Here is a 25456-nt window from a genome sequence, read left to right as displayed (position 1 = left end):
TCCCGATGAATGATTTGATGAATGCCACTATTTGCCATCAAGGAAAGCTTTTGTTTTAAACTGTCATGAGAGGTGCAATAAACTTAACGGCTGATGCCATCCAATCCTTCAAAGAAACTCTATCTCTTATAGATTTTAGCTATTTAGATCAAAAAATACCTCTCCACCCAAAGAACCCTTGTGCCCGCTCTTTCCCATGGTGCCTCCCTTTTACAAATTCTTTCAATATTGAAAATAATCAATATAAAAAAAAGTTGATATTTATTTGACAAAGGACCGATAAGCTTCTAGCCTTTCAGATGGAGGCCCATATGACGGTGGTTACAGAAGAAAACCAGATACCTAGCGCTTTAACGTGCGATCAACTAGCTCATGTTCTGAAGTCTGCAGGGGATACTCTGCGTCTCGATATCTTGAGAGTTCTCCGGCGCTCGTCCTTTGGGGTGCAGGAGCTAGCTAGTATATTTGACGTTCCGCAACCGGGGATGAGCCATCATCTTAAGGTGCTGTCCAAGGCCAGCTTGATCACATCTCGTCGCGAGGGCAATTCACTCTTCTATAGACGGCCCTTGATTCGAAGCACCAATCCAATGAAGGACCTGCTGCTATCACTGTTCGATACAGTGGACCAGATTGAGGTTAGCCCGGAGATCGCAGCCCGCGTGGCGCAGGTGCACCGGGATCGCAGTGAGCAATCTCGGGAGTTTTTCAACCGCAACGCATCAAGTTTCGCCGAACAACAGGGTAAGATTGTTAGTTTCGATCAGTACGGTTCATTAGTCAAAGACTTGATTCAGCAAATGCAGGGACAGGCCCGTGGACTCGCTTTAGAGCTTGGACCAGGGGACGGTGAGTTGCTGAGCTATCTTGCCGAAACCTTCGAAGAAGTCATCGCCATCGACAACTCTCAAGATATGCTTCACCGGACTGAGCAGGCAATGGCTCGTAAGGGTATCGACAAAGTTTCCTTCCTACACGAAGAGATTGAAACCATCGTCGAGCGTGAGATTCAAGTTGATCTTCTAGCCCTAAATATGGTGCTGCATCACATGTCTGCCCCTCAGCAGATATTCTCACTTTTTAAAAGAGCCCTAAAACCCGGCGGAGTCTTGCTGATTGCCGAGCTTTGTCATCACAACCAAGAATGGGTGAAAGAATCTTGTGGCGATTTATGGCTAGGATTTCACCCTAAGGATCTCGATGAGTGGGGTGAGGCCTGCGGCTTAGAGCTTGGTCAAAGCCTCTATATAGGTATGAAGAATGGCTTTCAAGTGCAACTTAAAGCTTTTTTCAATATTGAACATCACAGGACAGGATCGTATATATCCTGATCCAAACATTACATTAAGGAGTTAGCGCATGAGTCAAGATTACAAAGTCGCCGATATTTCCTTTGCGGATTTCGGACGCAAGGAAATTGCTCTAGCAGAGAAAGAAATGCCAGCATTGATGGCTCTTCGCGAGAAATACCGCACTGAAAAGCCTCTTGCTAACGCCCGGATCATCGGCTGTATTCACATGACTGTTCAAACTGCTGTTTTGATTGAAACTCTTGTTGAGTTGGGCGCTGAAGTTCGCTGGTCATCCTGCAACATCTTCTCTACCCAAGACCACGCTGCTGCCGCTATGGCTGCTGCTGGAATCCCTGTCTATGCTTGGAAAGGACAGACTGAGCAGGAAGGTGAATGGTGTATCGAGCAAACCATCCTTAAAGACGGTAAGCCTTGGGACTGCAATATGATTCTTGACGATGGTGGCGACTTAACTGCCATGGTCCATGAAAAGTATCCTGAGATGCTTGAGAAAATCCACGGCATCACAGAAGAAACAACCACTGGCGTTCACCGTCTGCAAGAAATGCTTAAAGAGGGAACTCTCAAGGTTCCCGCAATCAACGTCAACGACTCAATCACAAAATCTAAGAACGATAACAAGTACGGGTGCCGTCACTCGCTCAATGATGCGATCAAGCGTGGTACAGACATGCTACTGTCTGGTAAGAAGGCTCTCGTCGTAGGCTATGGTGATGTGGGTAAGGGTTCGGCCCAGTCCCTTCGTCAGGAAGGCATGATCGTAAAGGTTTCTGAAATCGATCCAATCTGCGCCATGCAAGCTTGCATGGATGGTTTCGAGGTTGTTTCACCGTACAAAGATGGGAACAACACTGGTAAGCTTGACGGTATGAACAAAGACCTTCTTGGCAACACCGATTTGATTGTTACAACAACTGGTAACATCAATGTGTGTGATAAAAACATGCTGCAACTTCTCAAAAACGGCGCTGTCGTATGTAATATCGGTCACTTCGACAATGAAATCGATACCAAGTTCATGAGGGACAACTACGAGTGGGAAGAGGTTAAGCCTCAGGTACACAAAATCTACCGCAACGTTCAAGAAAATGACTACCTCATCCTTCTATCTGAAGGTCGACTAGTCAACCTTGGCAATGCCACAGGCCACCCTAGCCGTATCATGGATGGCTCATTTGCCAACCAAGTTTTGGCGCAGATGTACATGTTTGAGAGAGCGTGGAATAACCAAGATCCTGCCAGTCGTGATCCTCTTTACGTCAAAGTGCTTCCTAAGAAACTTGACGAGGAAGTTGCAGCGGACATGGTTCGTGGATTTGGTGGTGTTATCACACGGATGACTCCAGACCAAGCGAAGTACATCAATGTCGAAGTCGACGGTCCTTACAAAACTGACGATTACAAGTACTAGGCTTTTTTGAGGGGCACGCCCCTCATTTTCACCCCTGAGATCCCCACCAATTTCCCGCTCCGCCCAAGAATCTCTCCCCATCCTGGTTTGAATGGTTGAAGCTGTTTTTTTCTGATAGTCTTCCCGTAATTCATCGCTGGTGCGTGATTTAACTGAGGCTTAGCCACTTTTGCTAGTGCCCTGAACTCTCATGCACCGGCTGTTGGAGCTGCTCACGGGCCACCCGTGTCAGCTATGGGGTGCAATCAATTGAATGAGGAAGACATGACCAAGACGTACCCAAAGATGCTTGAGCCATTGGACTTGGGCTTTACGACCCTTCGCAACCGCGTATTGATGGGCTCTATGCACACTGGTTTGGAAGAAGCCAAAGACGGCTTTCGAAAAATGGCTGCTTATTACGGAGGCCGTGCTGCAGGAGGCGTTGGCCTCATTGTTACCGGTGGTATTGCGCCGGATGTCTTCGGCAAAGTTCAGCCATTCGCAGCTAAGCTTACCAATAAAAAGGAAGTCGGGGACCATCAGATCATAACCTCGGCGGTTCACGAAAATGGCGGCAAGATATGCATGCAGATTTTACATGCTGGTCGCTATGCTTATTCACCTCTACAGGTAGCGCCAAGTCGGATCAAAGCTCCGATCAATCGATTCACTCCACTGCCACTGCCCAACTTAGGAGTACAACTCACCATCCGCAACTACGTGCGCTGTGCTAAGCTCGCTCAAGAGGCCAACTACGATGGCGTCGAAGTCATGGGGTCTGAGGGATACTTGATCAACCAGTTTATCACGACTCATACCAATAAAAGACAAGACAAATGGGGCGGCTCCTATCAACAACGAATCCAATTTCCCGTGGAAATTGTCAAGGGTATCCGTGAAGCTGTAGGCCCAAACTTTATCATCATCTACCGCCTCTCCATGCTCGACCTAGTAGAAAAAGGTAGTACTTGGGAAGAGATTGTAGAACTCGCTAAAGCTATTGAGCAAGCTGGCGCAACGATTATCAATACCGGGATTGGTTGGCACGAGGCCCGCATTCCCACAATCGCCACCATGGTGCCACGAGCTGCGTTTACCTTTGTCACGGAGAAACTCAAGGGATCTGTTTCGATTCCACTGTGCACCACCAACCGTATCAATACTCCCGAAGTTGCAGAGAAAGTGCTGAGCGAAGGCCATGCGGATATGATATCTATGGCTAGGCCATTGCTTGCAGATGCCGACTTTGTAAAAAAGGCCGAAGAAGGTCGTGCCGACGAGATCAACACCTGCATAGGCTGCAATCAAGCTTGCCTAGATCACGCATTCGCTGGCAAAAGAGCTACCTGCCTTGTGAATCCTCGGGCCTGCTATGAAACTGAGATACGATATGACAAAGCCAAGACAGCGAAGAAGGTTGCAGTGATTGGTGCGGGGCCTGCTGGCCTAGCCGCTGCTACGGTAGCGGCAGAGCGGGGACACCAAGTGGATCTTTACGAGGCCGAAGGGGAAATCGGCGGTCAGTTCAACCTTGCAAAGAAAATTCCTGGCAAAGAGGAATTCTACGAAACTCTGCGTTACTTCACCAAGATGATCAATAAGTACGGGGTCAGCCTGCATTTGAATCATCGTGTCACCGCCGAAGAAATGGTCGCAGGTAAGTATGATGAAGTGATCATGGCTACCGGCGTAAAGCCCCGCTTGCCACAGTTCCCTGGTGTTGACCATGAGAAAGTTATTTCCTACCAAGACCTCTTGCGCAACGAACGCCAGCTTGGCAAGTCAGTTGCCGTTATTGGTGCTGGAGGGATTGGCTTCGACGTTGCTGAGTATCTGACAACGGACTTGGAGCATTCCCCCTCCTTAGACATCAACCTCTTTTTAAAGGAATGGGGTATCGATAAAAACCTCAATGCGAGGGGTGGAATCCAGGGAGTCAAGCCTGAGCCTCCTGAAGCCATTCGTGATGTTTATCTCTGTCAGAGAAAAACTACGAAACACGGCCAAGGGCTTGGCAAGACGACAGGCTGGATTCACCGTTCCACCTTGAAACATAAAAAAGTTCACATGCTCGGAGGGGTGAGCTACCGCAAGGTGGATGATGAAGGCTTGCATATCACCCAGGAAGACGGTGATCATGTACTAAAAGTCGATCACGTGGTTTTATGTTCTGGCCAGCTATCCGTCCGCGACTTGGAAGAATCCATGAAAAAGGCAAACTTAAGCGTACACGTTATTGGTGGGGCGGATGTCGCAGCCGAGATAGATGCCAAGCGAGCTATTCGTCAGGGGACAATCGTCGCTGGCTCCATTTAGTAAGGTATTCAGTCACTCGATTGTTGCTGGCGGTTCCACATACGAAAGTATTCTCCTTGGGCCGCTAGCAACTCGTCGTGGGTTCCCTTTTCAACGATCTCTCCCTGCGATAAGACCAGAATTCGGTCGGCGTTGACAATGGTCGACAGACGATGAGCGATCACTAAGGTGCTTCGCCCCCTCGTGATCGCATCCAATGAGCCCTGAATCTCCCTTTCAGTCTTGGTATCCAATGCCGATGTCGCTTCATCAAAGAGGAGAATCTTAGGGTCTTTTAGAATAGCCCGTGCAATTGCAACTCTCTGCTTTTCGCCACCGGATAGTTTGAGCCCTCGCTCACCAACTTTGGTTTCATAAGTATCTTTCAAACTCTCCACGAATGTCCCAATCTTAGCTGAAGCTGCCGCCTTAGGAATATCCGTTTCAGGTTTTGCAGGATTACCGTAATGGATATTGTAGCCTATGGTATCGTTAAACAATACGGTATCTTGAGGCACGATTCCGATAGCCTTACGCAATGACTCTTGAGTCACAGTTCGAATATCTTGACCATCAATCAGTACAGCTCCCTCGCATACATCATAAAACCTCATCAAAAGCCGAGAAATCGTCGATTTTCCAGCTCCCGAGGGCCCTACAAGAGCAACTGTCTCACCTGGATAGATGGTAAAACTTACGCCTTTTAATATCGGTCGATGGCTATGATAGTGGAATGACACCTGACGAAACTCAATCGCACCACTATTAACAGCGAGCTCCGGGGCGTCATCTTCATCCTTTATGCTTGGCTCAATTTCAATCAGTTCAAACATCTTATCCATATCGATCAAACTCTGTTTGATCTCACGGTAGACAAACCCTAAGAAATTAAGTGGAATAAACAGCTGAAGCATGTAGGTGTTGATCATCACAAAGTCACCAATGGTTAGGGTCTTATCCATAACCCCCATGGCTGCTAGATATAGAATTGTGATCGTTCCCAAGCCAATCACAAGCTGTTGACCCACGTTTAGAAGAAGCAGCGAGCCTTGGCTCTTCAATGCTGCATCTTCGAATCCTTCTAAGGCTTTATCATAGCGCTGGAATTCAAAGCGCTCATTACCAAAGTACTTTACGGTCTCAAAGTTTAAGAGGCTATCGATCGCCTTGCTATTGGCTAAGGTATCTTTTTGATTCATATCCCTTCGATATTTCAAACGCCATTCCGTTACTTGAACTGTCATCAGGATGTAGATGCTTACTGTGATACCTACGACCATCGCAAATCGAAAGTCGAAGAAGTAGGTGAGAAGCCCAGCAACCATTGCCAATTCAAGAATAGTGGGGCCAATGTTGAACACCAGAAACGAGAGTACAAACCGGATGGCTCGGGTGCCTCGCTCAATCACTCGTGAGATGCCTCCAGTTTGCCGCTCTAAGTGAAACTGAAGCGGCAGATGGTGGAGGTGCTCAAATGTTTTTAAAGAAGCAAGGCGTCTGGTCCGCTGAGAGACTTTCATAAACAAAAAATCTCGCAATTCTCCAAAAAAAGACTGCGCTATTTTTGCTGCACCATAGGCAAATATCAGCCCTAGCGGCAGTGCTACCAATAAATCATCGATGGTAAAGCGATCAATCAGATGTTTGTAGATCACAGGTGTATAAACGCTCAGAACTTTGGTGAGAAGCAAGCAGCTCAGAGAGGCAATCACCCTCCCCTTAAAGCCTTCGTTGCCCTTAGGCCATATGTAGTTCCACAGAGTTTTTAAGGTTCGGATATGATCTCGTTCCACCTGTTCATCTTGGGGATCGTAGTGAGTCGTCGCGCGCACTGCAGTTGCCTCTTAGATAGTAGTCTTTCCGCTAATATACATTATCAACCGATTTCAGTTGCAGAAAGCTAAGAGTCTTGAAATGAATTCATGAGTTTTATGGTCTTGGAAAAATCATCCTCATGGACATAAACTTTTACTCCAGACTGGTAAGACAGAGCCGGCAAAAGACCCGCCTCATCGTCTGATATAATCATGGCTTCAACACCTGACCCATTAAGAAATGCAACAAACTGCTCTGCTTCAAATCGCGATCCGAAGGTATGTACTAAACGCATTCAATCTCCACTAGAATAGGAAACGGGCCAAAAGGCCTAGCCTTCAGCCTCACAGGACATTTTCGCATCTTTACACCAGAATTCGCTAGCCTCTTTCTCGCACTTGCGGTGCACTTTGCCTTGGGCTCCTAGACGGCTGCTATCTTTGGCCATGAAGGTACCATGCATGCTAGTTTTAATCACGCATACATAGCGACTGCCACGATCTTGATCCTGCTGACTTACCTGGAGCTGGTAGACCGTTTCCTGAAGCTGTTGAACGGCTTGCTCTAAGGTCCTAACCCGCTGCCTCAGTCTGCGGTTGGCATAATGGTGGGCCTTGTAGTCGTAACCGACTCGCCTCATATAACGGTCAAAGTCTCTTTGATCAAACTCTTCCCACTCTCCCACTTCGACACGGATAACCTGGTGTTCAGGAACGTGGCGAATCACCTTAACGCTTCCAGCAAAGGCGGGTACTGACAAACCAAACAGGGCTAACACACTTAATAGCTTCATAAGTCCTCCAAAAAATCTCTATATCACCTTGTGATGACGAACCACAGGATGCACAGGTCGGACCATTTATTTCAAAAAAAATTTCAGTAAGTTAGTCTTTTTACCGACATTCACATGTGGTTTAAAGGTAACGACTGACTGAGACTTAAATGTTACGGTATTCCATGAATTAGCCAAATTAGCTGACTAACGATGGTAAATCATGTAAGAGGACCTCTCAGCCACTCTTGGCTCTTCCCTACACAAAGGAGCTAATATTGATGCCGGACTATCAGAAGGGTCTCGCCTTTGCGTTTATCTCTGCCATTCTAGCTGCGGGATTCATGATCCCATGGAAACTTGCTGCAGGCCTAGGCTCCACGGCAGATATGGTCCTCATCCTTGTCACTAGTGCCGCACTTATCAACACCTTAACCTTGGGCTTTCAACAAGGTTGGCGTGGTATTATCGCCCCGCCAAGTAAACTGGAGCTCATCCTAAGCCTGGTCTTTGCCATATTCACAGTTGCCGGTAATCAAGCCAGTGCCGAAGCGATCAACTACCTTTCCCCGGCTGTCGTCACCACCATCATGCGAGTCGAAGTGATCTTTATAGCTCTGCTGGCATGGCTTTTAATTAAAGAAATGATGAACATCCGCTTCTGGATTGCGATTGGTGTGGTGAGCCTTGGCTTCTACATTATGCAGCCACCGCTGGATATCTCAGGTGAGTGGCAACAAGGGGCCCTGTACGCAGCCTCGGCATCGTTTATATTCGCCGTCATGGCCGTGATTACCAGAAAGTATATTCATAGAATCGACCCTACCCGAGTCAATTCTCTGAGGCTTTGGTTTTCGGTACTTTTATGGATGCCTATCTATCGAGATATACCTCAGTTCGAAAGCTGGACAAGTGAGTTCGTCCTGCTGGTAAGTTTTGCGGCGCTGCTCGGCCCAGGTATGGGTCGACTTCTTGTCATGTATTCGGCGAAGTATGTTGAAGCTCGCACCGCAGCCATGGTCATCAGTAGTTCACCTGCACTGGCACTGGTCCTCGGAATCGTTTTCTTAGATGATTACCCAGGGGTGTATGAGATCCTAGGCGGCCTCATGATGATGTCTGGAATCGCCTTATCGCTCACAGCTCGAAAGAAGCCCGCATCCACTATTGCGGATTCCAGCGAAATAGCCATGAGCCCACAAGCAAGCCGATAATGCTGACAGCTGTGAAGATCGTTAAGGAGCTACCTAGATCAAAAAGCGATGCCCCTTCAAACAGAATCCGGCGCATGCCATCGGTCATGTGCCACAGGGGAGTCAAGTGAGCGAGATCGATGACCCACTGGTCGGAGCCTTCCAAAGAAAACCAGATTTCAGAGACAAACATGATGGGGTATGTAATCAGATTTAGAATGCCGTTGGCAAGCTCCTCACTTGTAATTCGAGCTGCCACCACGAGGCCTATAGCTGCATGACAGAAACACCCACCGGTGTAAATCACCAGAAGATCAAATAGGCTACCCTCGATGGGAAACGGATGGATGAGATATGCACCAACAAACACTACGGCACCAGTAAATATCAAAACCAAAAGTCGTGACACCATCTGAGCCAAAAGATATTCAAAGGGAGTCACCGGAGAGGCCTTGAAACGCTTTAAAACCCCAGTCTTACGATGCCGGACGATAACCCAGCCCACACCCCATAGCGCCATCCATAAGATATTGAGCGATAGCAGACCAGGAAATAGCCAGTCTGCATAACGAATTTCAATCCCTTCAATCGTTTCCTCTTGAATCGAAACGGTCGGCTCTGAAATAGCTCCCTTCAAAACAGCATAGGCTGTTTTCGATTGAGGAGACGAATCATTGAGCCATACACGATAGCCACTATCAGATGATTGTACCAATAGATCAACCTTGTGATACTTTAATTTGGCAAGCCCTTCTTCTATGTTCCCGACGCCAATATCCTTTAATAGAGGCGATACCGCTGATTGGCTAGGCTCCACCCAAGCCACCTTAAAGATTTCATTGCCATCCATCTCAAATATGTAATTGAATCCAACAAGCATTAAAAAAGGGAACAAAAATACCCAACCTAATGCCCCTAGATCTCGATAGAACTCTCGGTTGCGAGCTTGAAACACGGTCCAAAAGCGTTGAAAGCTAAATGTCACTGACGCAGCTCCTTCCCTGTCAACTGTAGGAATAAGTCGTCAAGATTACTCTGACGAATATTAATCCCCGTAAGATCCATATTGAGAGTTCCTAAATGACTCAAGATATCGTTGAGGTCCTGAGTATGAATTTCTACACCAAGGTGCACCTGATAGACTTGCCCAAATTTCGCGCGATTCAGCCAAATGTGGTTCGCAACATCACTTTCTGGTAAAAATACAATAGTGTTCTTACAATGCTCGTGAAGCAGCTTTCGAGGGCTTCCCCGGGCCATGATTTGGCCATGATCCATGATAGCAATATCATCACACAGCTGCTCCGCTTCATCCATATAGTGCGTTGTTAGAATAAGGGTTTTACCCTTGGCTTTGATTTCGCGAACGATATTCCAAACGTGACGGCGAGCTTGAGGATCAAGACCCGTGGTCGGTTCGTCGAGCAAGATGAGTTCAGGGTCATGACAGAGGGCAATGGCCAGGAGAAGTCGCTGTTTCTGACCTCCCGAGATCTTTTCATGCTGCTGATTCACAAATTCCTTTAACTGACAGAGATTGATGAGCGCTTCGATCTCTAAACCGCGACTATAGAGATTTCGAAAGGTCTGCAGAGCTTCCCGGACGGTCAGTTTAGGTGGTAATGCCGTGTTTTGAAACTGTACTCCCATTTTATCGCGAAGTGGACCTTTAAAGGGTTCGCCACAGAATAGGATCTGTCCCTCGTCTGGATTGGTAATGCCTTCAATCATCTCAATGGTCGTGGATTTCCCCGCTCCATTAGGACCCAGCAAACCGAAACACTGGCCCTCTAAGACTTCGAAGCTTGTACCTCGGACAGCTTTTACTGAACCAAAGGACTTCACTAGCTGATCGACCTGGAGAACGATGGCCATGTAAGCCTCACCAAGATATTACTAGAACTTAAGTGTGATCAGAGTATACTTACCTTGCCATCGTACTATAGATTAATGGTCATTGAAATGAGGAAGCAACACCGTCTCAAGCTCAATCCGTCATGGTCCTATTCTTTAGTGACAATGGTATTATGCATTTTCCAGGTGAGAGACGCCTATGGTCAATCCATAGGGGCAGACTTATTTGGTCGATCACAATCTGGCGAACAGGGAGCCCAAGTCCTTCGCTATACTCCCCGCATCGAGTATAGTTTTCCTGAAGAAAATGATAGTTGGAAGGTTTTTGCCGAAGGCCACCTTTCTTATAGTATATCCGGGGATGACGATCAATCGATTCAAGAGTTTAATCGACTATGGCTTCGTTATACCCAAGAGGAATGGAGCCTTCGCTTGGGTCGACAAAAGGTGAACTTTGGCCCTGCTCGATTGATTCGACCCTTGCAGTGGTTCGACCAACTAGACCCCACAGACTTGATTCCATTTACCCGGGGGGTGAATGGTATACTCGCTAAGTTCTACACTCCTAGTAATCATACTATATGGCTATGGAGCTTCCGCGATGAGCGTGTTATGGCAGGTAACAGTGTAACCCAAAGCGATAAAGATCGCTTCGCATCAGGGGGGCGACTCGAAATCAGTCACGCTACGGGAGAATACGGCCTTTCGTATCTACGGCGCCCCATTGAGCTAGCAGACGAAGAGTTTTACTCACAGCATGTTGGCTTCGACGCATCATGGGACTTGGGATTTGGACTTTGGGTTGAAGCAGCACATGAGGAAGATGGGATTTTTCAAGACCAAATTTTGAATGTCGTCTTAGGCTCAGACTACACCTTCGATTGGGGATCCGGCCTTTATGCTTCCCTTGAGTTAAATCATCGCCAAATGTTTGGCCAAGACAGCGATGGGATCGCTGGGCAAATTCAATACCCTTTGAGCTTCATTGAAGCCGTAAACGCCTACGGTAATTGGAGCGAAGATGCGTCTCAAGGGCTCGTAGAATGGAGCCATACCCTCGATCAGTACATCTGGGGTTTAGGGGTTTTCTACCGTGATCTTTCCGAAAGAAACCCTCAAGCAGGCCTACAAGTAACCGGTCAATGGACCCATTAGAAGAAAAAGGATCGACTTGAGTTATGATAGAAATAAGAAATGTCGGAAAGGTCTTCAACATCGGTGGCCATCAGCTTCACGCCTTAAAAAATATCTCCATCGAAATCGCATCTGGTGAGTTTTCAGGATTCATAGGGCCTAGTGGCTCTGGTAAAACGACCCTTCTCAATCTCATTGGCGCTCTCGATAAACCAACGACGGGGCGTATCAAACTTATGGATCGTCAGCTAGAAACATTCAGTCCCAGAGAAGCTGCTGCTATTCGTGCCAAGGATATCGGATTTATCTTCCAGTCCTACTACTTACTTCCTCACTATTCAGTATTTGAAAACGTTGAGTATCCCTTATTGCTCTTAAAAGAACCGCGAGAACAACGGAGCGAAGCCGTTCGCAAGGCTCTGGAGTGGGTTGGTCTTGCCGATCGCGCCTCTTCGCGACCCTCGCAATTATCAGGTGGCCAGAGCCAGAGAGTTGCTATAGCTCGAGCTATGGTGAAACAACCCAAGTTAGTCTTAGCTGATGAACCGACTGCCAACCTAGATAAGGAAAACTCAAATATAATCCTAGACGTTATGGAACAGTTAAATAGAGACTTGGGCACAACCTTCATCTTCTCAACACATGATGAAAAAGTTATCAGACGCTTGAGGCGTGTGATCACCCTTGAAGATGGTCAGGTTCAAAACGAGGCGACGGGATGATCTTTCTTTGGAAACAAGCCTTGAAACAGCTGCTACAGAGTGGAGCCAAGACATGGCTCAACGTTTTAGTTCTTGCCCTGACGATATTTACCATGATCTTCCTAGACGGTCTATATCACGGTATGCACCTGCAGATGAAGAAAATCCTGATTGATAGCTGGGTCGCTCAGGGTCAGTTATGGCATCAAAACTATGATCCCGATGACCCATTGTCTCTTGATGAAGCTCACGGCCCCACCATGAACCATCCTAGCTTGACTCCCATTTTGATATTGCAAGGTAGTATTTATCCAAAACAGCGTATGGTATCGACTCGAATTAATGGTATTCCTCCTGAGCAAAAAACTCTTTCGGTATCATTCACAGCGTTGAGAAACAATGTGCCTGAAGGCTATGTTCCACTTATGGTCGGTCGAAGAATGGCTAAAAAGCTTAAAGTCAAGGTAGGAGAATCGTTCATTATCCGTTGGCGAACCGCACAAGGGGCGTTTTATGGAGTTCATGGTATTGTCGTTGAGATCTTCCAAAGTCAAAACCCCGAAATTGATAGCAATGCTATCTGGCTACCGTTATATGAATTGCAATTGATGCATGGCACTCCCAATCACGCCAGTATTCATATCAGCGCCACGCCAGAGATCCCCCCAGCGACTTCCATTTGGGAGATAAAAACCCAGGATCAGCTCCTAGAAGAAACCAATCGCCTAGTCGAGGTCAAGCAGCAGACTGGCCTCATGCTGATTGCTATATTGATGTTCATGATCTTTCTTTCTGTCTTCGATACTCAAGCTCTATCGATTTTCCATCGTCGGAAAGAGCTAGGTATCCTTATGGCACTTGGACTCACGCCTCGACAAGTTATGGGGCTACTTATCATGGAAGGCCTGCTTTACGGAGTTTTAGCCTTTGGACTTGTTGCTGTATTTGGAGGCCCGGTGTTTCTATGGCTTGAAACCAATGGCATTCAAATACCCGGTGATGTTGATTCCTGGGGGGTCGCCATCGAACAATCCCTCCACCCTAGTTACACAACATATGGGTTTGTTAAAACCTTTCTTTCCGTAAGTATACTTCTGACTGTAGCCAGTTATTGGCCCGCTCGCAAAGTAGGTCAACTTCAACCAACTCAGGCAATACGAGGAAACTGGATATGATTCACTTCTTATTCCTTGGCCTCTGGCGAGACAAGCACCGCAGCCTATTTCCTATACTGGTTGTAGCAGCAGGTACCTCACTTTGCGTCTTACTTCAAGCCTGGATGGACGGAGAAATGAACTCGATCGTCGATCATAGTGTTAACTTCCAAAAAGGTCACGTGCGTATTACGACAAAAGCATACCAAGAGTTTGAGGATCAGAAACCGAATGACCTTGCAGTCCTGGGGAGCAACAGTCTGATAGAAGGCCTTGCAGATGAGGTACCGAACTTGAACTGGGCACCTCGTATTTACTTTGGGGGACTTTTGGACCTTGGGGATGAATCAGGAGAAACTCTCAAACAAAGTCCGATCTTAGGCATCGCTATCGACTTCGATCTAAATCAAGAAACCCAAAGATTGAGCTTAGATAAAGGTTTGACCCGTGGCCATTTTCCCAGGAACCATGAAGTGCTCGTAAGTGTTGATCTCATGGAACAGTTAGGGCTTACCCTCGACGACTCCATCACCATCATCAGCTCAACTATGGACGGCTCCATGGCAGTCGCCAATTTCAAGATCAGCGGCAGTGTAACATTCGGTATGAAAGCTTTGGATCGCAGTGGGATAGTGTTGGATATCAGAGAAGCGCGAAGCTTTCTAAATATGCCTGATGGTGCTTCTGAGATCTTGGGTTTTTTTGACTCCAAGCGTTTTAATTCAGAAGCTAGCCTAAAACTACAGCAAAATTTCAACGACATGCAAGATCAATCCGATGAATCCTTTCCACTCACCATGAGTATCTTATCCGATGACCCAGACCTTTCCATGATGATGAGCTTAGGCAGATGGATGAATATCATCGTTGTATCGGCCTTTGTATTTATCATGTCAATTATCTTATGGAATGCAGGTCTACTCAACGGCCTTCGGCGCCATGGAGAGTTTGGTTTACGCCTGGCTTTAGGTGAAAGCGCCAAGACAATCTACCAAAATCTGATTGTCGAATCTATTATCATCGGGGTTATTGGCGCTATACTTGGAACACTTCTGGGGTTGATTCCAAGTTACTATTTACAGGAAAATGGGCTAAATATCGCTGAAATGATGAGTACCGATCTTGCGACTATTGTCATAGCCGATACTATTTATGCGCGGATCTCGGGGGCAACAATCGTTGTTGGCTTAGTACCTGGGCTCATTGCCAACTGCTTAGGGGCTGCCATCGCCGGTCGTGCCATATTTAAGCGCTCTACAGCACAGCTATTCAAGGAGCTAGAACAATGAAGCTATGGTTCCCCGCAATAATTTTCCTATCAACAAGCTATGCATCAGCACAGCCAACAGTAAAAGAAATTCTTCTTAAAATCGACGCCGTTCAGAACCATCCTGCTACAAAAGTCGAGTCTGAGATGGTCGTGCATACAAAGCGTTTCGAAAGGCGGATAAAATCATTGTCCTATGTTGAAGGAAAGGAAAAGGCATTCACCGAGTACTTGGCACCTAAGCGCGAGAAAGGCACAAAAATGCTCAAGCTCGGGGACAAAATCTGGATCTATTATCCCCAAGCTGACCGAACTGTGACCATTGCTGGTCATATGCTGCGGCAATCAGTGATGGGTTCCGACCTATCCTATGAGGATATGATGGAAAATGATTCACTTGCCGATGCATACAGTGGAACCCTGACTCGCAGTGATACAATATTGAAGAGGAATGTTTGGGAGCTTGAACTTAAGGCCAATTCAGCAAGCTCAGCCTATCAAAAACGAAAAGTATGGGTTGACCAAGAACGCTTCGTAGTTCTCAAAGAGTTGCTATACAGTGCGACCGATATACTATTGAAGTCGGTAACTATCAAGAAAGTCGAGCAGTTTGGCAAGCGCTGGTACCCCACTCAAATAATTTTCAAGGATGAACTAAAGCAAGGCAAAGGTACCGAGTACCTGATCCATAACATCGAATTTCTTGAGAGCATTCCCAGCAGTCAATTCGAGAAACGGCAGTTGCGTCGCTAGCTTTCTTATGCAGGCCGTGCAAACTTACCAACAATCTCTGCATATTTCTGATCAACTTGCGTGAAGTGATCGTGAAACCACTGGCTTAGGAAATCAATGATGGTTGGTAAAAGATCTGAGCCCACTTCAGCAAACTTTTGCTCTAATATTCCAAGGCCATCAAGGAATTTGCTATGGATTTCCTCATGCTTTTCTCTATCACGGTAGCCGTGCCGGAGTAAAATAATCTCTTCGTGACGAAAATGAGTGCGAATCAGTTCAAATAATTCAGAAACCGCCTGTCTTAGTCCCTGCTCATTTTCAAATTCTGTCGACAGGTGACGTATCCCTTCAACGATAGCCTTATGCTGTTCGTCAAGATAGTCTACACCCACGTTGTATTCAGGTTTCCAATCCATAATACCTCGCTAGAAAACATACGGCGATACGCTTTGATTGTATCAAAAGTTACCAGCGAGATTTCAAAAAATCTTTATTACCCCTAACAGCCACAGGATGGAACAGAGAGGAAAATCGAGATTGTCATTTTCAAGTAGGAGCGGCAAGCTCCTGTAACTATGGTATGGTCAATACCCTGAAACAAGAATAACAGGAGATCGTCATGTGGAAATTCTTACCGTTTATGTTGCTAATTACCATCTCAGCTTGTACTGGCACCCGGCCTACAGACATTGGTATTCAGGAAGGCGGCTTGAAGCCGTGTCCAGATAGTCCCAATTGTGTTTCGAGTTTTGCAGAGACAGAAGAGCATAAGATCGAGCCTTTGCCGATCATTAACAACAAGGCAGAAACTTTAGAAAAGTTGAAGTCCATCATAAATAGTATGCCTAGAACTGAAGTCATTCAAGAAACTGACAATTACCTCTATGTGGAGTTCACTACATTTATTATGCGCTACGTTGATGATGTAGAGTTTTATATCCCTGATGACGAATCCGTAGTCCACGTAAGATCTGCGTCTCGACTAGGCCATTCTGATATGGGTTTGAATCGTGAACGCATCGAGGCTATTCGGAGCCAGATGAAATAGAGAGCATCCGATCTAATCTTATTCAGCGCCTGTCCTCCCATAGGTTTGACAAGGTGCTGGGGTGTAGCTAGGATTGTTGGCTATCTCAACAACCCTAGGAAATTCGATGAAGGCCCTGCAGAATAAGAATCTCACACGCAATATCATACTGGCCATGGCGTTGGGTATCGCCGTGGGCATTCTCCTATCACACTCAGACATGGCATGGACCCAGACCTATTTAGTGGATGGCGCTTTCCATGTTGGTGGTCAAATTTTCATCCGCTCCCTAAAAATGCTCGTTGTGCCCTTAGTTTTCGTGTCACTGATCGAGGGTGTCACGTCCCTATCGGATCTGAGCCAACTAGGCCGCGTCGGTGGTAAAACTCTTGCGCTATACCTTATGACAACTGCAATTGCGATCAGCATGGCCATTTCATTTGGCTTATTGGTCTCTCCTGGCCAAGGGATTGAACTCAGCTCAGAAAGCCAGTTTGTCGCAAAGGAAGCCCCAGGTTTTGGTCAAATCCTGATTGACTTGATTCCCGCAAACCCCCTAGAAGCAATGACTCAGGGAAACATGCTTCAAGTTATTATGTTTGCAATATTGATAGGACTAGGCATCAATATTCAGGGGAAAAAGGCAAGCAGCTTGCTTAACTTCGTAAAAGAGGCCAATGGTGTCGTCATGGTTGTCCTATCGATTCTCATGCTTATCGCCCCTTTTGGAGTGTTCTGCCTAGTTGCGAAAATCTTTGCTACATTGGGCTTCTCAGCGATTTTACCTCTTGCGAAATACTTCCTCGTCGTAGTTGCAGCTCTCATTTGTCAGGTAACTTTGGTATACACATCAATTCTCAAGGTTTTTTCCGGCTTGAACCCAATGGTTTTCATCCGTAAGTTCCGTGAAGTTTGGCTTTATGCCTTCTCGACCGCAAGTAGCAACGCAACACTGCCCATCACCTTGAAAACTGTCGAAGAGAAACTCGGCGTCCATAATAAAATCGCATCGTTTTCTATTCCCCTAGGTGCCACAATCAATATGGACGGCACAGCGATCATGCAAGGTGTGGCAACGGTGTTCATTGCTCAAGCCTACCAAGTTGATTTGGCCGTGACAGATTTTTTGATGGTGGTGCTCACAGCAACGATGGCTTCGGTTGGTACTGCAGGGGTTCCAGGGGTTGGCCTGATCACTCTTGCTATGGTTCTCAATCAAGTCGGATTGCCAGTTGAAGGTATCGGCTTGATCATTGGCATTGATCGATTGCTCGATATGATGAGAACTGCCGTTAATGTGACAGGAGATGCTACCGTGAGCTGCATCGTAGCAAAAAGTGAGAAAGCTCTGGACACAGCCACCTTCAGTAATAAAGCCCACGCTAGCGGCTAGCGGCTAGGGGCCCCAGCACCCTGCCGACCAGTACTTTCTCTAATGGCGCGAAAACACCTAAAGTAGGACCCTGTTTTACCGAAAGTAAAGCAGGTGTCCACGATCTCATATAGGCGCGCCATGAGTAAGTTTCCCAGTAAGATCTTAATCATCGATCATGACCAAACGGTGATGAACCAGATTGAGTCGATGTTGGATCGACGAAAAATCCCTGTGGTTAAGGCACCTAACTGGGAGCAAGCGATCTACCATTACAACCAGAATAAAATCGACCTCGTGATGTCTGAAAAGAACCTCGAAGGACTCCCTGGATCTGTCTTAATCCAAAAGTTTAGAAACCACGATGTGCCATCAAAAAGAAATCCTGGCATGATTATCACCCAAGCGACCCCCGTGAGTTCAGAAGACACCAACATCATGAAGGAGCTAGGTGAAATTGTGCTGGTAAAGAAGCCAATCAAGGAAGCTACACTCCTTAGCCTTATTGCGAAGGCCATGGAAGAGGCTTCACAACGAGCCAGCATTCATGAGTTAAAGATCAATGTCCTTGACCCCCTTTGGGAGCGGGGAGAAACTGACAAAGCCGTAGCAGTAGCAGATCAGAAGCTTGTCAATGGTGGGCCCAAGTCGAGATTCTTAGCATCTGAAGTTTTTGAGCATGCTGAGGACTACCAACGCTCTCTAGATATTACTTCCAAGCTGCTCAAAGACGATCCGAAGAATTTATCTTATATCAATCAGCTAGCTCGGCTACGGATGCGGACCTGCAACTACGAGGACGCTAAAAAATATTATGAAATGGCGGATAAGCTCGCTCCTGACAACTTGGAAAGGCTCCAGCGGATGGCTGATATGTACCTAGAGATGCGCCTTCCACAAAAAAGCATCGAAAAATATCGCGACCTCATTAAGTTTAACCCCGAAGATCCAGACCTGAAATTTAAATTTTTTCAGAATCTACAGGATGCCGGCTTCGAGAAGGAAGCCCAAGATTTTTGTGAAGAAACCACAGGTGCTAAAGAATTGATTCGACACTTCAACAATCGGGGAGTAATGTTCGCGAAAGAGGGCAACTATCTCGATGCGATCGATGAATATGAAAAAGCGAAACGATTGATGCCACATGCTAGAGAACTCTATCGGATTCTCTACAATTTGGCCATCGCCCACATCAACCTGAAGTCCAAAGACCATATTACGAAGGCAGATAAAATATTACACGAAGTCATTCAGCTGAAACCCGATTACGATAAAGCCCACGACAAGCTTAAACTGACTCAGAAGTACTTGAATAAGTCTGCCTGAAACGCAGTAAAGCAAAACCAATCAAAATCATCACCAAACAAAGCAGCTGCCCCATCGTGAGAAAACCGAGTAGAAAGCCGACTTGCGGATCTGGATTTCGAAAGAACTCGGTCACAAATCGAAAAGAACCATACCCAATCAAAAAGAAGCACGATATGGTACCGCTATTTGACAGTCGATGACGCTGCCATCGGAGGATGACAAATAGCAGAAAACCTTCTGTTGCAGATTGATAAAGCTGGGATGGATGCCTTGGAAGCTGATCGTAGTACTTTGGAAAGACGACAGCCCAAGGAATCGATGCCACGCGCCCTGCAAGCTCACCATTTATAAAGTTTGCAATACGCCCAAAGCCAAGCACGAAGGGGATACTACTTGCGACCAGATCCATGGGCAGGAAAAAGTCCTGCTTTTTCCTTCGGCTCAGAATATAGATGGTCAGCAAAACTCCCAGCAAGCCACCATGAAAGCTCATGCCACCTTTCCAAAGTTGATAAATTTCCGCCGGATGGCTCACAAAATACTCCAGATTATAGACCAAAGCATAGAATAAACGCCCTCCTAAGAGGAGACCTAGCCATCCCCAAACCATGTAATCGATCCAATCATTTTTGCTTAAGATGAGATTCTGACTGCGAGCAAGCCGACGGCCATAACTGTAAATAAAAAAGAAACCAGCCACATAAACAAGCCAGTACCATGGGAGTACTAAATCTCCTATTGAAAACGCGATGGGATTTAAGTCGTGAACGTAGTACTCCATAGATGCCTCAGCAGTTTGCATATCAGGTGAGTCTAGCAAATTTTATGGGACAGTTCGAATCTCATATCCGGAGCACTGTGTCAGCCAGCATCTTCGTCGAAGTCTGCTACAATACCATTCATGGGAAAGATACCGTGGAGTTCGAGGACCTGCTTCATTTCATCGAGGGTGATCGGCTTGCCAATCATATCGTCCGCCTTGACTAAGGCTCCCCAGCCATCGGAGGTGCAAGGATAATAATCTTTGGGAATTCCTGAAATAAATATAAAGAGAACATATTTACCTAGGGTCTTGCGCGACTCAATAACCCGATCCATGATTTCCTTGCCATCAACGTCAGGCATTCGTATATCGCAAAGAATCACAGAACTTTCCTTTACCACATCGTCGACAAATGATTGGGCCTGGAACGGCTTAGAATCCTGATAAAGCTTGACATCTTGGTACCCTAGAGTTTCTAGATAGTCACTATACAACTCTAAAATATTCTCGTCGTCGTCGATTACGGTGATGGTCATAAAAGAAGCCCTAGAAAAATCCGATGACTCTCTCATGTTCGGAATTTGGCTAGCTGATTTCTCTACGAATCGGTAAAATTTAGAATCACTCATCATCAGTCGGATCAGCTCGCAGACATTTCAGGAACTTAAGTCATGCCAGAGAAAGGGATTCGCATATGCCTATTTGTTCTTCTGCCCTTATGTGTCACGCCCCCGTAACCATTCCGACGGTTGGCCTCGACCGTAGCAAGCAATGTGGCAAAACCACTGATTCTATGATGACAGCAGCGCGAACTCTTATGAAGTACAACCCAGACCACATTATATTAGTATCCCCACACGCCCCCCGTTTGCCTGACAAATTCGGCGTGATTAACCAGAGAATTACGGGTAACTTTGCGAGCTTTGGCAAGCCAGGGATCAAAATCAATTTGCCTTGGGATAAGGTGATGATTGAAGAACTCGAAGATACCGCCCCCCACTCCTTTGAGTCTCTCCCTAAAGTTGACCTGGATCATGGTTCTATGGTGCCCCTGTGGTTCCTGCAACAAGCTGGGTGGGATGGTAAAACAACCATCATTAGCTTGCCTGCCATGGAGCCCATGAATTACGTCGAAGATGCAGCAGATGCACTTCACGATCTTCTGCGCAAGGACCCTCAAAGCTTCGCGCTGGTCGCATCAGGGGATCTTTCACACTGCCTCAGGCCTGACTCCCCTGGCGGCTTCCATCCGCAGGCTGAGGAGTTCGATCAGAACTTTACCCAAGCTCTTCATCAAGGAGACTTTCAAAAAGCTATTCAGATCAGTGAGGATTTGAGAATGGGTGCAGGAGAGGATGTTGTTGATAGCTTTTGCTTCGTAGCATTGGCATCTCAGCTGTCCAACCACAATGCCAAATTTCTATCTTACGAAGCCCCTTTTGGAGTAGGCTACGGCATCTCTATTTTGAATCAATTTGAGCCGGATGACTAGGAGCTGTCCATAACAACTTTGCAAACGGGAGAATGATAACCAAAGCTAGAAGAGAAAAAACCCCAGCCAAGATATAAAGAGTCATTTGCAAGCCATAAACATCAACACTCCACCCCACTGCTGGCCCTGTAACAAAGAAGGCCCCGCGGAAGCCAAACGAGATCACAGAATTGGATGTGGCCCTTAGATGACTTGCAATTCGTTTGTTGAAGGCATCTTTCAGGGTGACCTGATGAATTCCCCTGGCTAGTTGAAAAAGCAGCCCTGCGCAAACTCCTAGCCAACCCGAAAAAAATGCCATCGAGAGATACCCTGCAATTGGCAATCCCCCCATAAGGAGTACTAAGAGCGCTGGACCCAAACGGTCTTCCAACAGATGGGCAAACTTACTGGATATGGCGACACTCAGATTGTAGAAAGCCCATAGCCAACCGAAGTAAACCAAAGGAATGCCCTGTTCCTGCCAATATTTTTGGAATAACCACACCGCAAAGAACGTTGACATCCCCCACACTGTCATAGTTAAGGCAATGGCTCGGAGCATTTTTGACTCTAAGAAAATCGTTCTTGCAACGGCTTTAAAGTTATTGAAATGCCCCAGGTGGGGTGGACGCTCAATTTCCAACTCCTTCAGGCTCAAAGCGATAAGAAGCGGTGCCCAACCAACAGCGAACTGAGCTGCTACAACGGTAAACTGGGTTCCAAGCCAGAGGAGAATAGAACTCAATACGGCTGCTATCGCTTCCGCTACAGATCGCGAGGCAAGGATATTTCCTACGGATCGCCGTTTTTGGCTTTCACTGGCCCCCAGCGAGTCTAGGGAATCGTAAAGGAGAGCGACATCCGCTCCTGAATACATGGAGGCGGCAGCCCCAAGAAGCACCTCATAAGCCATAAAGTCCCAGTAGCTTTCTCCCCAAAACAAGAAGGTATAGCCAAGTCCGTTTAACAGCCCTCCTAGGATCAGACAACGTCGTCTCCCCCAAATATCTGCGAGATACCCTGAAGGAACTTCAAATACCAAAACTGACACTGCAAAAGCGGCCTGAAGCTGGAACACCTGCTCCATGGATAAGCCTTTATCGATCACATAAGGAATAAAAATCGGCAGTAGAATGAGCAGCATGTAAGAGCCGCTGAAGAGGTATAATTTCGGTATGTTCGAGCGAATGGCAGACAAAAGGCCCCCTTTGAGTCAAGAGGAGGGAACCTTATAACTAAATGGAATAGGCTTTCAAGGCCTATCCTATCAGAATCTTCAGCATGTTTAGGCAATGTTTGACTGAGACGACTGCACCTTGGGGTGAGTCATAAGGCTAATCAAATCAATGCCAGCCTGGAAGACCTCACTATGTCGCTCCTCCACTTCCACAACTTCTAAACCCCATGCGGTTCCGCTATTGTGCTGGTGCTCCCTGACTATTCTAAACCTGACGTGGATGGGACGGCGAAAAACACGGCCAGCAATGTCCATGGTTGTTTGCAAAGTATCTCCGATTCGAAACGTCACAAAACCATGGTGATCATTGGTGATAAGTAAACCCGAACTCGATATGTTGAGGACCTTCAACCAAAAGCAGTTGTAGCGCATTCCGTTAGCACGGGCGAGAATCCTGACATCTAAGTCTCGAACATCAAATCGCGGGGAGCGGCTCACACGGATAGACTGTTGCATAAGCTCATCTAGGCTTCCGCAGTCCATAAGAATCTCCAACTAAGCTATTTTAGTTACTATCGGCGGGAATTGCAGCCCAATCTAAATCACTAGAGAAAGCCTTAGAATTGCCATAAGTTATGCATGATGATTTCCCCAGGAAACCGAAGTATTACGAGCGATCGTGATTCTGTTTATTCAGTCTAAACAATGGCTTACCTATTTCCATATAACGGGATTGATCGATGGTAAGCTCCTTGCGCACCTCTTCCTTGCCAGTTTTGCCGATACGTAACCGCTCCTCTCTTTCCTTCAACTTTTTCATGACGGAAACTTGCTCGTATTGCGACAATCGGCGCTTCGCATCCTTATCAGATAGGACATGCCAAGCTCTTTGATACTCATCAAACTTATCCGGACGATAGCGAATCGACTTGTCAAACAAGTCGAGCAAGCCTGATGAGTACGCGATCCGAGGCAGGAAGTAGCGGCCAACATCAGCAAAGTAGTCGTTCTCAATCATTTGGGTCAAATAGGGGCTGCACTCACGAATCTGATTGAGTAGCAAATGGGCCTGGATCGCATCGATACACAGGAAGTTGGGATTGTTATATTCGTAATTGGCCTTCTTGAGCAGCTCTAGGGCTTTGCGGGGGCACCCGCTATAAAGGTAAAGATCAATCAAGGATAGGATGATCGACATTTGATGTTCACCCGCCTTGAAGGCATTGTAAAGAATCTTCTCTGTCATCAGAAAGTCATGCTTTTGCCGGTAATATAACGATAGGGCAGCAGAAGCTATGTGGTGTACAGCTTGGTTTTGAACCATTTTCGCCAACAGCTTATACCCATTTTGCCGTTGACCATTGGCGATAAGAAACGCAGCCTCTCGCAAGTTTCCAAAAGGGGGAGCGCTCCATCGCTTGATCACACGGTCAAAGGCATCTAAGAACTTCTGCGGAGTGAGTGGCTTCTTGACGATTACGGGCTCTCCCATAGCCATCATACACTTCATATCGACTTCATTATGCTCGGAGCAAATAATGATAGTAGGTGTTAAAACAGGGACTACGTTGAAGATTTGCTCTCGCAAGATGAAGCTGGCAGGGACTTCAACGGTGTCATCAATAACAAGCAACGAGGCTTTGCCTGTCGTTAGCAATGCAAAGCACTCATCCTCAGACGTATGGGTCCCTTCAAGGCGCCAGCCCCTTTTAGAGATAATATCCTTAATGATAATATTGAGTTTGCGATCGAAGGCGCTGTAGGCGACGGCTGTCGGAACCTTGAAGTTCCCAGCTGGTCTTAGAACCATCGTTTACCCCTTATTCTCCGTAATTTGCATCACTTTTAAGAACTCTGTGAGGCTCTGCAAGAACTCGCGACTCGGCTCAATAAACTGCATCCCAAACTTGTACTTCTGAATGGATAAAGTTAATCCATCTTCAGTGACGACCCGTTCTCGAATGCGTTTGGTCCAGCGAAGCTCAGTTTCCACCTGAAAGCCTTTTTTCATAGGCAATTGAACCATGGACTCTTTGAAGTGAGGATTGCTTTCCACCCAATTAACAATGGATGGGAAACGGGTTTCCACACATAAGCCTCCGAAGCTGATATCGACCACCAAAGTCCATGCTGCGAGGGGCTTGTACAGGCCAAATACGGGTGGGGCCGAGATATCATCTGGCTCCACAGCCCAATTTCCAGGATCGAAAAATGGTAGATGATCCTCATTGGTAAGATAGCGCTGCCTTTGCCGACGCTCTGACTTGGAAACCTCAACCGGCACAGAGACCCATATTCCGTACTTACTGACCTTCAGAAGATCAGATTTAAACGATACCCTCCGATCTTGGCCGAACACCTCGATCTGGAGTTCCTTGTAGTCTTTGAGTTTGTTCAAGCCATACTGCGAGATATCGACAAGTTGGATTCCAAATGGCTTTTCGTTAAACTTTGTGCGACCAAAACGGAACTTGACTCCTAGGGTTGTGGCTTTAACAGGGCGGATAATTCCTGTAGAGTCCTTGAGGGCCAAATCTCTGAGATATTTATGGATCTGCTCCGTTTCCGAGATCAGCTTTTCTTGTACCATCGGATCGCAACCCTAATTGAGGAAGAGGATGACGCGGTTCCCCAGGTGAGACACCGGTAAAATAAGTATATCACGAGTCGTAAAAAGCCCGCAATTTGGCATGGATTTTCTACAAATGG

Annotated in this window: 25 protein-coding genes; 13 read left to right on the top strand and 12 right to left on the bottom strand. The window is 46.7% G+C overall.

What is annotated here, in order from left to right:
• Positions 1-311 precede the first annotated feature (311 nt).
• The 3 genes from B9N89_RS21100 (at position 312) to B9N89_RS21090 (ending at position 5022) form a co-directional block, all read left to right on the top strand.
• A complete protein-coding gene (locus tag B9N89_RS21100; RefSeq protein WP_159455532.1) occupies positions 312-1331 on the top strand; it encodes an ArsR/SmtB family transcription factor in 1020 nt (339 codons plus the stop codon).
• Positions 1332-1359: 28 nt separating this feature from the next.
• Positions 1360-2724, top strand: a complete 1365-nt coding sequence (gene ahcY / locus B9N89_RS21095) for an adenosylhomocysteinase (RefSeq protein ID WP_132322374.1) — start codon at positions 1360-1362, stop codon at positions 2722-2724.
• 264 nt (positions 2725-2988) lie between these two features.
• Positions 2989-5022 (top strand): NADPH-dependent 2,4-dienoyl-CoA reductase, encoded by a 2034-nt coding sequence (locus tag B9N89_RS21090; RefSeq protein ID WP_132322376.1) that lies wholly within the window; start codon positions 2989-2991, stop codon positions 5020-5022.
• Positions 5023-5030: 8 nt separating this feature from the next.
• Here B9N89_RS21090 and B9N89_RS21085 read toward each other — a convergent pair whose 3' ends face one another.
• The 3 genes from B9N89_RS21085 to B9N89_RS21075 all read right to left on the bottom strand — a co-directional run bounded on the left by B9N89_RS21085 (position 5031) and on the right by B9N89_RS21075 (position 7609).
• Positions 5031-6833, bottom strand: coding sequence for an ABCB family ABC transporter ATP-binding protein/permease (locus B9N89_RS21085; protein WP_132322378.1), 1803 nt, complete (start codon positions 6831-6833; stop codon positions 5031-5033).
• Between the two features lie 68 nt (positions 6834-6901).
• Positions 6902-7111, bottom strand: a complete 210-nt coding sequence (locus tag B9N89_RS21080; protein WP_132322380.1) for a putative signal transducing protein — start codon at positions 7109-7111, stop codon at positions 6902-6904.
• A 36-nt stretch (positions 7112-7147) separates the two neighbouring features.
• A complete protein-coding gene (locus B9N89_RS21075; RefSeq protein ID WP_132322382.1) occupies positions 7148-7609 on the bottom strand; it encodes a hypothetical protein in 462 nt (153 codons plus the stop codon).
• Between the two features lie 260 nt (positions 7610-7869).
• On the opposite strand from B9N89_RS21075, the gene B9N89_RS21070 reads away from it, so the two are divergent.
• Positions 7870-8802 (top strand): DMT family transporter, encoded by a 933-nt coding sequence (locus tag B9N89_RS21070; protein WP_132322384.1) that lies wholly within the window; start codon positions 7870-7872, stop codon positions 8800-8802.
• Here the strand turns inward: B9N89_RS21070 and B9N89_RS21065 are convergent.
• Together B9N89_RS21065 and B9N89_RS21060 are read right to left on the bottom strand one after the other, a co-directional pair.
• Positions 8753-9766 (bottom strand): ABC transporter permease, encoded by a 1014-nt coding sequence (locus B9N89_RS21065; RefSeq protein WP_132322386.1) that lies wholly within the window; start codon positions 9764-9766, stop codon positions 8753-8755. The two genes, B9N89_RS21070 and B9N89_RS21065, sit on opposite strands and share 50 nt — an antisense overlap.
• On the bottom strand, positions 9763-10656 hold the full coding sequence (locus B9N89_RS21060) for an ABC transporter ATP-binding protein (protein ID WP_132322388.1): 894 nt from the start codon (positions 10654-10656) through the stop codon (positions 9763-9765). The genes B9N89_RS21065 and B9N89_RS21060 overlap by 4 nt, the downstream gene beginning before the upstream one ends.
• A gap of 87 nt (positions 10657-10743) precedes the next feature.
• On the opposite strand from B9N89_RS21060, the gene B9N89_RS21055 reads away from it, so the two are divergent.
• The 5 genes from B9N89_RS21055 to B9N89_RS21035 are packed head-to-tail and all read left to right on the top strand — an operon-like array spanning position 10744 to position 15644.
• Positions 10744-11790 (top strand): hypothetical protein, encoded by a 1047-nt coding sequence (locus tag B9N89_RS21055; RefSeq protein ID WP_132322390.1) that lies wholly within the window; start codon positions 10744-10746, stop codon positions 11788-11790.
• A 23-nt stretch (positions 11791-11813) separates the two neighbouring features.
• The gene (locus B9N89_RS21050; protein WP_132322392.1) at positions 11814-12491 is read left to right on the top strand and encodes an ABC transporter ATP-binding protein; all 678 of its coding nucleotides are present in this window, start codon (positions 11814-11816) and stop codon (positions 12489-12491) included.
• The gene (locus B9N89_RS21045) at positions 12488-13645 is read left to right on the top strand and encodes an ABC transporter permease (protein ID WP_132322394.1); all 1158 of its coding nucleotides are present in this window, start codon (positions 12488-12490) and stop codon (positions 13643-13645) included. Before B9N89_RS21050 ends, B9N89_RS21045 begins: the two co-directional genes overlap by 4 nt.
• Positions 13642-14913, top strand: coding sequence for an ABC transporter permease (locus B9N89_RS21040; protein ID WP_132322396.1), 1272 nt, complete (start codon positions 13642-13644; stop codon positions 14911-14913). The genes B9N89_RS21045 and B9N89_RS21040 overlap by 4 nt, the downstream gene beginning before the upstream one ends.
• The gene (locus B9N89_RS21035) at positions 14910-15644 is read left to right on the top strand and encodes an outer membrane lipoprotein-sorting protein (protein ID WP_132322398.1); all 735 of its coding nucleotides are present in this window, start codon (positions 14910-14912) and stop codon (positions 15642-15644) included. The genes B9N89_RS21040 and B9N89_RS21035 overlap by 4 nt, the downstream gene beginning before the upstream one ends.
• A gap of 5 nt (positions 15645-15649) precedes the next feature.
• Here the strand turns inward: B9N89_RS21035 and B9N89_RS21030 are convergent, their stop codons facing one another.
• The gene (locus B9N89_RS21030; protein ID WP_132322400.1) at positions 15650-16042 is read right to left on the bottom strand and encodes a bacteriohemerythrin; all 393 of its coding nucleotides are present in this window, start codon (positions 16040-16042) and stop codon (positions 15650-15652) included.
• A 203-nt stretch (positions 16043-16245) separates the two neighbouring features.
• Here B9N89_RS21030 and B9N89_RS21025 point away from each other — a divergent pair, with 203 nt between their 5' ends.
• The 3 genes from B9N89_RS21025 to B9N89_RS21015 all read left to right on the top strand — a co-directional run bounded on the left by B9N89_RS21025 (position 16246) and on the right by B9N89_RS21015 (position 19351).
• The gene (locus tag B9N89_RS21025) at positions 16246-16674 is read left to right on the top strand and encodes a DUF1499 domain-containing protein (RefSeq protein ID WP_132322402.1); all 429 of its coding nucleotides are present in this window, start codon (positions 16246-16248) and stop codon (positions 16672-16674) included.
• Positions 16675-16780: 106 nt separating this feature from the next.
• Complete coding sequence (locus B9N89_RS21020) at positions 16781-18046, top strand: dicarboxylate/amino acid:cation symporter (protein ID WP_132322404.1); 1266 nt, start codon at positions 16781-16783, stop codon at positions 18044-18046.
• Between the two features lie 120 nt (positions 18047-18166).
• Positions 18167-19351, top strand: coding sequence for a response regulator (locus tag B9N89_RS21015; RefSeq protein WP_132322406.1), 1185 nt, complete (start codon positions 18167-18169; stop codon positions 19349-19351).
• Here the strand turns inward: B9N89_RS21015 and lgt are convergent.
• Together lgt and B9N89_RS21005 are read right to left on the bottom strand one after the other, a co-directional pair.
• Positions 19314-20135: a prolipoprotein diacylglyceryl transferase gene (gene lgt / locus B9N89_RS21010; RefSeq protein ID WP_200820754.1), complete on the bottom strand. Its 822-nt coding sequence runs from the start codon at positions 20133-20135 to the stop codon at positions 19314-19316. The genes B9N89_RS21015 and lgt overlap by 38 nt on opposite strands.
• Positions 20136-20194: 59 nt before the next feature.
• Entirely contained in the window at positions 20195-20632 is a 438-nt protein-coding gene (locus B9N89_RS21005) for a response regulator (RefSeq protein WP_159455531.1), read from the bottom strand.
• Between the two features lie 158 nt (positions 20633-20790).
• Between B9N89_RS21005 and B9N89_RS21000 the strand changes: the two genes are divergently transcribed.
• Positions 20791-21588, top strand: coding sequence for a class III extradiol dioxygenase subunit B-like domain-containing protein (locus B9N89_RS21000; RefSeq protein ID WP_132322410.1), 798 nt, complete (start codon positions 20791-20793; stop codon positions 21586-21588).
• On the opposite strand, the gene B9N89_RS20995 is transcribed toward B9N89_RS21000, so the two are convergent.
• The 4 genes from B9N89_RS20995 to B9N89_RS20980 form a co-directional block, all read right to left on the bottom strand.
• Positions 21557-22768, bottom strand: coding sequence for an MFS transporter (locus B9N89_RS20995; RefSeq protein WP_132322412.1), 1212 nt, complete (start codon positions 22766-22768; stop codon positions 21557-21559). The two genes, B9N89_RS21000 and B9N89_RS20995, sit on opposite strands and share 32 nt — an antisense overlap.
• An 87-nt stretch (positions 22769-22855) precedes the next feature.
• Positions 22856-23290, bottom strand: coding sequence for a PilZ domain-containing protein (locus B9N89_RS20990; RefSeq protein ID WP_132322414.1), 435 nt, complete (start codon positions 23288-23290; stop codon positions 22856-22858).
• 124 nt (positions 23291-23414) lie between these two features.
• Positions 23415-24557: a hypothetical protein gene (locus tag B9N89_RS20985; RefSeq protein ID WP_132322416.1), complete on the bottom strand. Its 1143-nt coding sequence runs from the start codon at positions 24555-24557 to the stop codon at positions 23415-23417.
• Between the two features lie 3 nt (positions 24558-24560).
• Entirely contained in the window at positions 24561-25337 is a 777-nt protein-coding gene (locus B9N89_RS20980; RefSeq protein WP_132322418.1) for a PilZ domain-containing protein, read from the bottom strand.
• Between the last annotated feature and the right edge of the window lie 119 nt (positions 25338-25456).

Source organism: Pseudobacteriovorax antillogorgiicola, from assembly GCF_900177345.1.
Taxonomy (GTDB): Bacteria; Bdellovibrionota_B; Oligoflexia; order Oligoflexales; family Oligoflexaceae; genus Pseudobacteriovorax; species Pseudobacteriovorax antillogorgiicola.
The sequence above is the reverse complement of the archived record's forward strand: the minus strand, read 5'-3'. Positions and strand labels throughout refer to the sequence as shown.

Coding starts and splice junctions, on each gene's coding strand:
- B9N89_RS21100 (WP_159455532.1), top strand. CDS start 312: ATGACGGTGGTTACAGAAGAAAACCAGATACCTAGCGCTTTAACGTGC.
- ahcY (WP_132322374.1), top strand. CDS start 1,360: ATGAGTCAAGATTACAAAGTCGCCGATATTTCCTTTGCGGATTTCGGA.
- B9N89_RS21090 (WP_132322376.1), top strand. CDS start 2,989: ATGACCAAGACGTACCCAAAGATGCTTGAGCCATTGGACTTGGGCTTT.
- B9N89_RS21080 (WP_132322380.1), bottom strand. CDS start 7,111: ATGCGTTTAGTACATACCTTCGGATCGCGATTTGAAGCAGAGCAGTTT.
- B9N89_RS21075 (WP_132322382.1), bottom strand. CDS start 7,609: ATGAAGCTATTAAGTGTGTTAGCCCTGTTTGGTTTGTCAGTACCCGCC.
- B9N89_RS21070 (WP_132322384.1), top strand. CDS start 7,870: ATGCCGGACTATCAGAAGGGTCTCGCCTTTGCGTTTATCTCTGCCATT.
- B9N89_RS21060 (WP_132322388.1), bottom strand. CDS start 10,656: ATGGCCATCGTTCTCCAGGTCGATCAGCTAGTGAAGTCCTTTGGTTCA.
- B9N89_RS21055 (WP_132322390.1), top strand. CDS start 10,744: ATGAGGAAGCAACACCGTCTCAAGCTCAATCCGTCATGGTCCTATTCT.
- B9N89_RS21050 (WP_132322392.1), top strand. CDS start 11,814: ATGATAGAAATAAGAAATGTCGGAAAGGTCTTCAACATCGGTGGCCAT.
- B9N89_RS21045 (WP_132322394.1), top strand. CDS start 12,488: ATGATCTTTCTTTGGAAACAAGCCTTGAAACAGCTGCTACAGAGTGGA.
- B9N89_RS21040 (WP_132322396.1), top strand. CDS start 13,642: ATGATTCACTTCTTATTCCTTGGCCTCTGGCGAGACAAGCACCGCAGC.
- B9N89_RS21035 (WP_132322398.1), top strand. CDS start 14,910: ATGAAGCTATGGTTCCCCGCAATAATTTTCCTATCAACAAGCTATGCA.
- B9N89_RS21030 (WP_132322400.1), bottom strand. CDS start 16,042: ATGGATTGGAAACCTGAATACAACGTGGGTGTAGACTATCTTGACGAA.
- B9N89_RS21025 (WP_132322402.1), top strand. CDS start 16,246: ATGTGGAAATTCTTACCGTTTATGTTGCTAATTACCATCTCAGCTTGT.
- B9N89_RS21020 (WP_132322404.1), top strand. CDS start 16,781: ATGAAGGCCCTGCAGAATAAGAATCTCACACGCAATATCATACTGGCC.
- B9N89_RS21015 (WP_132322406.1), top strand. CDS start 18,167: ATGAGTAAGTTTCCCAGTAAGATCTTAATCATCGATCATGACCAAACG.
- lgt (WP_200820754.1), bottom strand. CDS start 20,135: ATGCAAACTGCTGAGGCATCTATGGAGTACTACGTTCACGACTTAAAT.
- B9N89_RS21005 (WP_159455531.1), bottom strand. CDS start 20,632: ATGACCATCACCGTAATCGACGACGACGAGAATATTTTAGAGTTGTAT.
- B9N89_RS21000 (WP_132322410.1), top strand. CDS start 20,791: ATGCCTATTTGTTCTTCTGCCCTTATGTGTCACGCCCCCGTAACCATT.
- B9N89_RS20990 (WP_132322414.1), bottom strand. CDS start 23,290: ATGGACTGCGGAAGCCTAGATGAGCTTATGCAACAGTCTATCCGTGTG.
- B9N89_RS20985 (WP_132322416.1), bottom strand. CDS start 24,557: ATGGTTCTAAGACCAGCTGGGAACTTCAAGGTTCCGACAGCCGTCGCC.
- B9N89_RS20980 (WP_132322418.1), bottom strand. CDS start 25,337: ATGGTACAAGAAAAGCTGATCTCGGAAACGGAGCAGATCCATAAATAT.